8 protein-coding genes are annotated in these 10,292 nt (G+C 66.3%); 2 read left to right on the forward strand and 6 right to left on the reverse strand.

Features of this window, described 5'->3' with window-relative positions; translation table 11 throughout:
• Positions 1-17: 17 nt before the first annotated feature.
• A complete protein-coding gene (locus tag DPV74_RS18695; RefSeq protein ID WP_059683290.1) occupies positions 18-1,172 on the reverse strand; it encodes a glycosyltransferase in 1,155 nt (384 codons plus the stop codon).
• A gap of 245 nt (positions 1,173-1,417) precedes the next feature.
• A complete protein-coding gene (locus DPV74_RS18700) occupies positions 1,418-1,552 on the reverse strand; it encodes a hypothetical protein (protein WP_257943093.1) in 135 nt (44 codons plus the stop codon).
• Positions 1,553-1,888: 336 nt separating this feature from the next.
• On the opposite strand from DPV74_RS18700, the gene DPV74_RS18705 reads away from it, so the two are divergent.
• The gene (locus tag DPV74_RS18705; RefSeq protein WP_119337741.1) at positions 1,889-3,133 is read left to right on the forward strand and encodes a nitrous oxide reductase family maturation protein NosD; all 1,245 of its coding nucleotides are present in this window, start codon (positions 1,889-1,891) and stop codon (positions 3,131-3,133) included.
• Between the two features lie 98 nt (positions 3,134-3,231).
• Here DPV74_RS18705 and DPV74_RS18710 read toward each other — a convergent pair whose 3' ends face one another.
• From DPV74_RS18710 to DPV74_RS18720, 3 genes are read right to left on the reverse strand one after another with little or no spacing between them, the layout of a single operon-like run.
• The gene (locus DPV74_RS18710; RefSeq protein ID WP_060358951.1) at positions 3,232-4,752 is read right to left on the reverse strand and encodes a mannose-1-phosphate guanylyltransferase/mannose-6-phosphate isomerase; all 1,521 of its coding nucleotides are present in this window, start codon (positions 4,750-4,752) and stop codon (positions 3,232-3,234) included.
• On the reverse strand, positions 4,749-5,333 hold the full coding sequence (locus DPV74_RS18715) for a drug:proton antiporter (protein WP_119337742.1): 585 nt from the start codon (positions 5,331-5,333) through the stop codon (positions 4,749-4,751). Before DPV74_RS18715 ends, DPV74_RS18710 begins: the two co-directional genes overlap by 4 nt.
• Positions 5,314-5,649 carry a hypothetical protein gene (locus DPV74_RS18720; protein ID WP_124531402.1) on the reverse strand — a complete coding sequence of 112 codons (336 nt, stop codon included), beginning with the start codon at positions 5,647-5,649 and terminating at the stop codon, positions 5,314-5,316. Before DPV74_RS18720 ends, DPV74_RS18715 begins: the two co-directional genes overlap by 20 nt.
• Positions 5,650-6,771: 1,122 nt before the next feature.
• On the opposite strand from DPV74_RS18720, the gene DPV74_RS18725 reads away from it, so the two are divergent.
• Positions 6,772-8,163 carry a sigma-54 dependent transcriptional regulator gene (locus DPV74_RS18725; protein WP_034196042.1) on the forward strand — a complete coding sequence of 464 codons (1,392 nt, stop codon included), beginning with the start codon at positions 6,772-6,774 and terminating at the stop codon, positions 8,161-8,163.
• Between the two features lie 45 nt (positions 8,164-8,208).
• On the opposite strand, the gene DPV74_RS18730 is transcribed toward DPV74_RS18725, so the two are convergent.
• Positions 8,209-10,292, reverse strand: a 2,084-nt coding sequence (locus DPV74_RS18730; RefSeq protein ID WP_240439997.1) for a glycoside hydrolase family 2 protein, incomplete at its 5' end; no start/stop codon positions are given.

The following is a 10,292-nucleotide window of genomic DNA, read 5'->3' on the forward strand; positions in this document are numbered from 1 at the left end:
ATCATTGGACATTGAACTCAGAATCGGGCTTTGACGTGGTCGAGGGCAACCGGCTTGAAGTCGCGAGTGCCGGCGTGAGAATCGACCGCGTCCAGGCCATAAAGCATGTGCCACTGCCGGAAGACCGTGTTCATCGAAAACCTTTGAACCGCTCTCGTGCGCGCTGCCGCACCCATTTTTTCGCGAAGTTGCCGGTCGTCCCGCAGCTTGGTCAGATACACGGCCATCTCGTCGACGCTCGATGCGATATATCCGGTTACGCCGTGAATCACCACGTCGCGATTACCGACGACGTCCGTCACCACGGCCGGTATGCCCGCAACCTGGGCTTCGATCAATGCGACCGGCATGCCTTCCCAGCGGGAGGTCTGGACATAGATGTCCAGACCCGACGTGAGTGCCAGCGCGTGTGCGCGAGTCACCCAGCCGCTGCAGATGACGGCCGTGCTCTGGCGTGGATCCGGAATCTCGTCGGCGTCGCCGCCGATCCACAGGAAGTCGACGTCAGCCCGCTGCAGTTTGGTGGCCAGCTCGACGAATGCGTGATGGTTCTTCTGGAACGATGCCCGACCGCTCATTCCAACCACTGTCTTGCCATCGTCTCGTGCTCGGCGGGGCAGGATCTCGGCGACATCGACGCCGTTTTCCACGAGAACTGCCGATTTCGCATGGACTTTTTCCTTGATCTCACCGAGCTCGCTGCCGGAGCACGCGACAATGGTTCCGCCGATATGAGCCGCGATGCGTTCGAAGTTCAGATAGGCAAACTGCTTCATGCGGGAAATATCGAAGCGCAGGAATGAAAGGCCGTGAGGGGAATAGAGGACCGTCGCATTGGGCGCGGCAATTCTCGACGCGAGACGCCCGAGTACGCCTGCCTTCGACGAATGCAGATGAATCGCGGCCGGCTTGCAGTCGCGAAGAATCCTGGCCAGCGCGCGCACGCTCAAAAGATCCTGCCTGATGCTGACCTCGCGTGCCATGTCGACGTAGATCAGCTTCACGTCAGGCCGGAACAACGTTGAAAAATCGGCCGGCGTTTCGGGGCGAATCGAGTGCAGTACCGTCACATCGACGCCGGCTGCCGCGGCGTGATTGGCTAGCAGGGTCACCATCGAAAGCACGCCGCCACCAAACGCCTCGGCAATATGAACGATCTTCTTTGTGGTCATCTTTCGGCCTGTCGGTTCGATCGCGTTTTTCATCGATTGCCGTGAAAGTGGTTGGACGGCGGATTGTCAAATAGCCGGCGGGTCGCGCATACGCGACATCCGGATCAGTGAAATATGGATTCCTAATTCATGAATTCATGAAAATTGCGCGCATTGAATCCATCATGTTGGGATTGAGGTGGATGATCCGTTGGCGTCGACGGTAGAGTCGACGAGGGCAGGCCTCGGGTCACCGTCCCTCGAAATCACGCAACCGCAAGCGCCTGTCGTGGTGCGCGTTTGACGATGAGGGCATTGTGCAGCGCATGCGCGACGCGCTGGGTGCGATGGCTTACCGACGAAGGAATTAATCGATCGCCGCCTGGGTTGACGACATTCACCGAGCGGTTCGTCGTTGTGAGATTCGCGCTATGTCCGCGTAACGATTCGTGGAATGTCGCGGCATCAGAAGAGATGGGGCTGCATATCTAGGTGTGCTGGCGCACCGAGGTCTAGCAGGATCAAATGGTCCAATGGAAGGCATTACCTCGTCCGTTTCGACGAAATCGCCGATCTGCCCGGCGGTCAACGAGTGGCAAGGATGTAGCTTGTTGTCGTCGCCGCAGAAGCAATCGATTTCGCGGCAGCGGGCGTGAACCACGTCGGCCGCGGCAGCGGGTATTCGAGCGCACGGGGCAGCCCCCGTGCATCAGATTTTTCCAGGGAACCGATTCGATATGCATGGTTCACGATGCCAGTCTCGCGCGTACGCCGTGATCGCCGGCATCCTGATGGCTGGCGGATCGATGTGGCCCGGGATCGTCGTGGCGGCATCCGACGTGTCGGCCTCAGGTGCGCTGCATGCGAACGTACCGGATGCATACGTTTATCCCGCCCCCGGCCGAGCAGATCAGGCGGATGAGTTGCAACGCGTGCTGGACGGGTTGCGTCCGGGGCAGCGACTGGTGTTCGCGCCAGGGCGGTATGTGATCGGTCGTTCACTGATCGTGCGGCGGCCGAATGTCGTGCTGTCGGGTTACGGCGCAACGCTGATGGCAACCCGCCCGGGTGACCAGACGGTCGAGATACGGGGCGACGGTACGACGCTTATCGGATTTCGGCTCAGGGGAACCGGCACGACGCGCCTGGCGACGCGGGAGTCGACTAAGGTCGAGGTGACGGGGCACGACGTCCAAGTACTCGACAACGTGATCGAAGGCGGTGCCAGCGCCGGCATTTTCGTGTTTGGAGGCTCGGACGTCGCGATCGTTGGAAACGAGGTACTGTCAACGCTCGCCGACGGCATTCATGTGACGCATGGCGCGCGTGACGTGCTGGTGCAAGGCAATGTCGTGCGTGACACCGGGGATGACATGATTGCCGTGGTGAGCTACCGGGGCGATGGTGTGCTGAGCCGCAACGTCTTCATCACGCGCAACTCGCTCGAAGGCAACACGTGGGGGCGCGGAATCACGGTGGTCGGCGGCGCGGACGTGACGATCTCGAACAACGTCGTGCGCAACGTGCAGGTGAGCTCCGGGATTCTCGTCGCGCAGGAAGACAGCTTCCAGACCTACGGCGCGTCCGGTGTCCGGATCGAGAACAACATAATTGCGAATATCCAGACGGTGACCGGCCGGACCGATCCGCGCCCACTCACGCAGCAGGCAGCGATAGAGGTCAGCACGTGGTCCGGTACGGTGACGCAAGTGGCCGTGATCGGCAACCGCGTATCGCAAGCGCGCTTCGACGGCATTCGCGTGTGGGGAAACGTGTCTGGGGTCCGGCTTGCGGATAATCAATTGTCGGGGATCGGAGGCATGCCGGTACGGGTTGGCCCGAAGCAGGATTGCGCTGTCGGCGACGCGAAAGCCGAGCCGTGCGCGATGGCGCTTCAAACCCGGTTGGTTACGCCCGATGTAGTCGGTGCGGATATGTCGTTACTGCCGCGCGTTCGCGAATTCGCGTGGCAGCCTCGTTGATTGCCCGGCGCTGTCGATTGACGGCGGAACGCGCACGGCGAACGGCGTCGTCCGCCAGGTTGATCGATCAAGTGAGATCCGGGCGGGCGCCGTATCGACTATGTCTGTCGGGCAGGCAGCGCCTCGACCGCCCGCCCATACTGATCGTCGAACCGAACGATATCGTCCTCGCCGAGATAGTCGCCCGATTGCACTTCGATGATTTCGAGCGGAATCCGGCCGGGATTCTCGAGGCGGTGCACTTCGCCGACCGCGATGTACGTCGATTCGTTCTCGCACAGCAGGAACGTCTCGCTGCCGCGCGTCACCTTCGCGGTGCCGCGCACGACGATCCAGTGCTCGGCGCGGTGATAGTGCATCTGCAGCGACAGCCGCTTGCCTGGCTCGACGACGATCCGCTTCACCTGAAAGCGCTGGCCGAGATCGATCGAATCGTAGTGCCCCCACGGCCGCTGCACCTTGCGGTGCTCGCGCGCCTGCGGGCGCCGGTCGGTCTTCAGGCGCTCGACGATGTTCTTCACGCGCTGCACGTCGTGCTTGTTCGCGACCAGCACGGCATCGGGCGTCTCGATCACGACGACGTCCTTCATCCCGACGCACGCGATCAGGCGGCCCTCCGAACGCACGAGGCTGTCCTGCGTGTCCTCGAACACGATCGGGCCGCGCGCGACGTTGCCGTGATCGTCCTTCGGCATGATTTCCCAGATCGCATCCCAGGTGCCGACATCCGACCAGCCGGCCGCGAGCGGCACCACGATGCCTTCGATGCCGAGTTCGCCGTGTTCCGCGAGCCGTTCCATCACCGCGTAGTCGATCGAGTCCGACGGGCACGTGTCGAAGGCCGCCGCATCGATCCGGAAGAACGGATCCTCGGGGATGCCCGCGCGCCACGCGGTTTCGCAGGCCGCATGGATGTCCGGTGCGAGTGCGCCGATCGCCTTCAGCCAGACCGATGCGCGCGTCACGTAAATCCCGCTGTTCCACCAGTAATCGCCGGATTGCAGGTAGCGCTCGGCCAGCGTCGCATCGGGTTTTTCGACGAAGCGTCCGATCGCGTAGCCGCCCTGGCCACCGTGGCGGCCCGTGCGCGGCTCGCCGACCTGGATGTAGCCGTAGCCCGTCTCCGCGCGTCGGGGCAGCACGCCGAGCGTGACGATCGCCCCTTCCTGCGCGTAGCGCGCCGCGCGCGCGATCGCGTCCTGGAACGCGCCGACGTCGGTGATCACGTGATCGGCCGGCATCACCGCGAGCACGGGATCGTCCGCGAGCTGGCTCGCGTCGAGTGCCGCGAGCGTCAGCGCGGGCGCGGTGTTGCGCGCGGCCGGTTCGAGCAGGATGCGGGCGGGCGCCGCGCGACCGACCACCTGCGCGGCACTCATGACGCGATGCTGTTCGCCGCAGACCAGCAGCAACGTGTCGCCGAGCGACGCGTTCGCGATGCCGTTCAGGCGGCGCGCCGTCGCCGACAGCGGCGATTCGTTCGAAATCAGCTCGATCAACTGCTTCGGATACTGCTCGCGCGACAACGGCCACAGCCGGGTGCCGGAGCCGCCGGCGAGAATCACCGGCAGGATGCGCGGCAGGTCGGGATCGGGAACCGGGCGAAGGGTGCGGGTCATCGATTGGCTCCGGTGTCGGCGGGCAGCCGGTTGTGTGTACGGCTGTCGGCACGTGCGTCGTCGTCGCGCGACCGGTGTGCCGAAACGACCCGGTGCAGCAGGCCGCGCAGCGCGCCTGCTGCGCGGTCGCTGGGCCGCACCAGGCCGACGAACGGCGCACCCTGTTCGAGATACGGGCCGTAGGCCTTGCGAAATCCGAAACGCTTGTAGAACGCCTGGCGCGGTGCCGGGACGTGCGTGCGCACCGCGGCGTCGGGCCACGCCGCCTGCGCGGCGGTGAGGGCGCGCCCGATCAACTGCTCGAGCGTAGCGTCGTCGCGTCGGCGCTCGCTCGTCAGCACCTTGTCGATCACGACGTCCGGGTCGATGTCGTCGCCGGGCAGGATGCGTGCGTAGGCCGCGACTTCCATCGTGTCGCCGTCGCGTACGGTTGCATAGACATGCAGCGCGCCCGCGTCCTTGCCGTCGATGTCGAGATGCGTGTGCGCGTCCTCGACCACCAGCACGGCGTTGCGCGCGCGCAGGATTGCATAGAGATCGACGGCGCCCAGATGTTCGAATTCACAACAATGCCATTCCATGATGCTGTCCTCGCGTGATGCCTTCGGCACGCCGTGCCGCGCGGACGCGATCGTTCCGTGCGGTGCGGCGATTCTCATCATCCGGGTGCGCCGTGCGCCGGTCTGTTCGAAAGCGTACTCTCGCTCCGGATTCGCGCGGCCGGCACGGCATGCACGGCGCGGCCTGCCGCGCGAGCGCCGCAAAGTGCGGTAGCACACACCGCGGCGGCCGGTGCTTTTCCATAATTGACCCATCGTCGCGGCCCGCCTCGATGCGCGGCCAGCCAACATCGAACGTCAATAAAGAACCGGGGCAGGACTTGAAGATTTCGAGCATTCACGACGGGGCGATCGTGCATGGCGGTGCCGGGTGCACCCTCGCGCACGCGGTCGGCTGCATCGCATGGGCAGACCGTGTGGAGCCTCGTCGAATTCCTTCCGGATCGTGCGCGCCCGCGCGGCACACGCGTCCCTCATCCCCACGCCATTGTTTGCACGCATGCGCCCCCGCGGCGATGCGTCGTCGCCGCGGCTGGCGACCAGGCGGTGCGGCATGGCCGATTACGACAACGGGCAGCCCGCATCCTTACAGATGGAATGCAGTGCACGGGCGTGACGCAACCGGGCGTCGCCATGCTGCACTGCGGGAGGCGGCGGTCGGCACGACCGGCATCACGCCTGGCCGCGACGATTCGCCGGAACACGACCGGCGTGCTCGGCGGGCGTTTCGCCGTGCGCCGGCACAGCGGAACGGGATGCACGACGCGGCGTGGTTGATTACGGCATGTAACCGACAAGAGCAGGACGGGCAGGCCGCATGCGGTCGCGATACGATGCGGCCTGCCGCCGGTGGGCCTGATTATGTGGAAAATGAAATGCGGTGCCGCCCATTCCGGGGGATTTCGATGAATATCACAGGCAATCGACCGTCCCCATCTTGCGGAAAAGTAGTATTTGCCACTGATTGACTGGAATGCTCGTAGATAATCAAATCTCAGTGGACAAACACGTGTGGTGCGGTGCGACAGGTCGCGTAACCGGTTGATTCAGGATTATCTTTTGGTAACACGACCATCTCGAAACGGGGTGTAAATTCAGATGCGGATGAAATGCGGCAGTCATTCCGGGAGCGGGTTGGCGGCCATCCGGTTCGGCATCGGGCGCCATTGTCGTGTACGACGTGACGCACATGCCGGCGGCATTCCCGTCTGCCGACGCGCTCCGCCTTGACGGCGGGGCGCTTCAAAGCGGGAACGTCGTGGCTCCCGCAGCCGCGCGTTCCCTTCGAGTTAGATGACAACGAGGCCGGATGACATCCGGCTCGACCTCCGGGGGTTCTCGCCGTGTGCAGTTTCGATCTTCGCCAAAGCTGCGGAAACGCAGCGCGGAAAGGCGGCCATGCGCCGCCGGCCGCAGCGCACGCGAACGGTTCGCGGAGTGGAGAAAGTGATGGTTCGTTATGAATATGCCAATAACGCGCGATAAGAGCGCCGGCGCGGGGAGTGGTAACGGGCAGCGTCCGCTGATTTACTGGACGCAGTCGCCGTCCGTCATGCTGCGAAAGGAACTGTCGCGACGCGACTGGAAAGTGTCGATCGTCGCGCAGGCGAGTGAGCTGCGCGACACATCCGGCGAGATCACCTGCGGCATCCTCGACCTGAGCGGCGGCCACGCCGACGCGATCGGCAGCATTGCGTCGACCTGCGCGTCGATGCGCGACGTCGTCTGGGTCGCACTCGTCGACGTCGGCCAGACGGCTTCGCCGAACGTGCGCGCGCTGTTGCGCGACTATTGCTTCGATTACGTCACGTTGCCGGCGTCGCACCAGCGGATCGCCGATACGGTCGGCCATGCGTACGGCATGGAATGCCTGTTCGCGCGCGACCGCGAACGGCTCGAATCCGAAGAGAAAGGCATTGTCGGCACCTGCAGCGCGATGCTGCGGCTGTTCGATACGGTGCGGCGCTTCGCGCGCACGGACGCACCGGTGTTCGTGTTCGGCGAAACGGGAACCGGCAAGGAGTTGACCGCCGTCGCGATCCATCGCCATTCGGAGCGCCGCAACGGCCCGTTCGTCGCGGTCAACTGCGGCGCCATTCCGCCACATCTGCTGCAATCCGAACTGTTCGGCTACGAGCGCGGCGCGTTTACGGGCGCGAACGCGCGCAAGATCGGCTATGTCGAAGCGGCGAACGGCGGCACGCTGCTGCTCGACGAGATCGGCGACCTGCCGCACGAGAGCCAGGCAAGCTTGCTGCGTTTTCTGCAGGAGCGTGCAATCCATCGCCTTGGCGGCAGCGATCCGGTGCCGGTCGATGTCAGGATCGTGTCGGCGACGCACGTCGACCTGCGCGACGCGATGGAGGAAGGGCGCTTCCGGGCCGACCTGTTCCACCGGCTGTGCGTGATGCGCATCGACCAGCCGCCGCTGCGCGCGCGCGGCAAGGACATCGAGCTGCTCGCGCATCACATGCTCGAGCGCTTCCGCGGCGATGCGCGCCACCGCGTGCGCGGCTTCTCGACGGATGCGATCACGGCGCTGTACAAGCACGACTGGCCCGGCAACGTTCGCGAACTGATCAACCGCGTGCGCCGCGCGGTCGTGATGACGGAAGGCCGCCTGATCACCGCCCAGGATCTCGAGCTCGAATACTGTCTCGATGCGGCGTCGCCGTCGGTGGCCGACATCCGCAAGTCGATCGAGCGCGAGGCAATCGAAACGGCACTGCTGCGCACGCGCGGGCGCGTCGCTGCTTCGGCGCGGGAGCTCGGGGTGTCGCGCGCGACGCTGTACCGCTGGATGGAGGCATACGGGATCGAGCGGCCGCGCGGGACGGGCTCGTCCGACTGAGATTCGACCGGGGCGCTCGCGGCTTGCGCAGCCGCGAGCGCCGCGTCAACCGGCCTGCGTGGCGCGCACCGCGCGCGCGGCGTTCACGGCGCGGATTTCCACGGCCGGCGGCCCATCCGCGGCCCCATTCTTCCCGGCCGTTCCAAGCGGAACGAGCACCACCCGCGCCGGCGTGCCGGGCGCGAGATGGAACCAGTCGTCGCGCGGCACGAATCCCGGCGCATCGATCTGCACATGGCGTGCGACGTGCCGTGTATCGATGTCGACGTGCCACGTGTCGCCGGTGCGCGATACACACGCCTCCAGCCCGAGTTCGCGGCGCGCCAGCACCGCCGGATGCGTACGGGACGGGAAATGGAATGCCTGCGACAGCAGGGTGCCGTCGTCGCCGCGCAGGGTCGCGACGACGGTGTCGTGTTCGCAGGGGCCGAAGCGGTACGCGTAGGTCCAGTCGAAGAAGCGGCCGAGCAGCTCGGCCGAACCGATCCGCACCGTGTCGTGCGCGGCGATCCGAACCGGGCAGCCGGCCCGTGCAACCGCCGTGCGGCCGTCGCGCAGCGCGACCAGTTCGAGCGCCGCCGACAGCGGCGCGGGGCGCTCGTTGACGACATGCACGTCGAGCCCGTTCAGGCCTTCGTCGACGAGCAGCACCTGTACGGGTTGCAGCACCTGGCGCAGCGCATGCCACGCCGATTTCGGCCGGTGCGCGGCGTCGATTACGCCCCAGCCGGCACCCGGCATCACGTCCTGGAACTGCCAGACCAGCGCGCCGGCGCAGCGCGAGCCGGTGCGCCGCCATTCGGAAAACGTCTCGCGCATCACGTCGGCGACTACCGCGCGCGACAGTTCGAAGTAGCGCGCTGGATCCTCGCGCCGCAACCGGTCGGGCACGACGTCGTACAGCGTCTGCAGATAGTGGTCGCGAATGTCCTCGAAATCCCACGACGTGCCGGGGTCGCGCGGCACGGCGGCTTTCCAGCGCGGCTCGTGCACGCCGGGCCAGCCGAGCTCGGCGAGCGTCGCGTCGCATGGCACGTTCGAGAACGCGAGGCATTCGCTCGCGAAGCGCACGTCCGCGCGGCGCGCGTCATCGAGCGGGCGCAGGTAGGCACCGACTCCGTAATAGTGCGACACGCGTTCGCGCGGCATGAACGGCAGCACGCCGCCGTCGGGCGAATCGGGCACGTACGGGACGTCGGGCCGGCATGCGGCCGCATGGCCGGCCAGCCGGTCGGCGGTCAGCTCGAGGAAGCGCTGCTTCGGCCCGAGCCCGGACATCGCGGCCTGCTGCGCGATCTCGCTGCCGCCGCACAGGACGGCAAGCGACGGCGATGCGCCGTGACGCGAGAGGAACTGTCGGGCCTCGCGATCGACGTTGTCCGCGAACGCGGGATCGTCGAGCGCGTAGTCGAAGTTCGAGAACATGAAATCCTGCCAGACCAGCAGCCCGAGCCGGTCGCACCACGCGTGAAAGGCATCGGCCTCGTAGGTCATCGTGCCGCCGACGCGGATCATGTTGAAGCCGGCGTCGCGCGCGAGCCCGAGCAGGCGGGCGTAGGTGGCGTCGTCCGCGTGCAGCGCGAGCGGCGCGGCGCTGCTCCAGCACGCGCCGCGCGCGAACACGGGCACGCCGTTGACGCGCAGCCCGAAGCCCTTGCCGTCGGCGCCGGGGTCGACCTCGATCGTGCGAAAGCCCGTCGCGCCGAGCGGCCGACGCTCGGCGCCGATATGCAGCGCAATGTCGTACAGCACCGGCTCGCCGTGCGTATGCGGCCACCAGCGGCACACGTTGGGCACCGCGACGCTTGCGCGCAGGCGATCGGGGCCCGCACGTTCGAGCGTGGCGTGGTGCTGGCCGCACGACAGCCGTGCCGCGAGCGCGTCGGGCAGCGGCGCGGCGAACGTCAGGTCCGCGTCGAGCCAGCCGGTGTCGCCCTCGAGGCGCGCGTGCAGGTTGCAATCGGCGAGAACGGGCCCGTCGGCCGGATCGAGCACGTCCACGGGCCGCCACGGGCCGGTCGGCACATGCGGCGGAAACCAGCCCGGCATGTGCCCGAACAGCGACGTGCGGATCGTGCGCAGGGCTGCCGGCTCCGCGAGGCGCGTGCGCCAGCGCGCGCGGCGCGGCG

The organism is Burkholderia sp. HAN2018 (assembly GCF_024704855.1).
Taxonomy (GTDB): domain Bacteria; phylum Pseudomonadota; class Gammaproteobacteria; order Burkholderiales; family Burkholderiaceae; genus Burkholderia; species Burkholderia cepacia.

Coding starts and splice junctions, on each gene's coding strand:
- DPV74_RS18725 (WP_034196042.1), top strand. CDS start 6,772: ATGAATATGCCAATAACGCGCGATAAGAGCGCCGGCGCGGGGAGTGGT.
- DPV74_RS18710 (WP_060358951.1), bottom strand. CDS start 4,752: ATGACCCGCACCCTTCGCCCGGTTCCCGATCCCGACCTGCCGCGCATC.
- DPV74_RS18705 (WP_119337741.1), top strand. CDS start 1,889: ATGCATGGTTCACGATGCCAGTCTCGCGCGTACGCCGTGATCGCCGGC.
- DPV74_RS18715 (WP_119337742.1), bottom strand. CDS start 5,333: ATGGAATGGCATTGTTGTGAATTCGAACATCTGGGCGCCGTCGATCTC.
- DPV74_RS18720 (WP_124531402.1), bottom strand. CDS start 5,649: ATGCTCGAAATCTTCAAGTCCTGCCCCGGTTCTTTATTGACGTTCGAT.
- DPV74_RS18695 (WP_059683290.1), bottom strand. CDS start 1,172: ATGACCACAAAGAAGATCGTTCATATTGCCGAGGCGTTTGGTGGCGGC.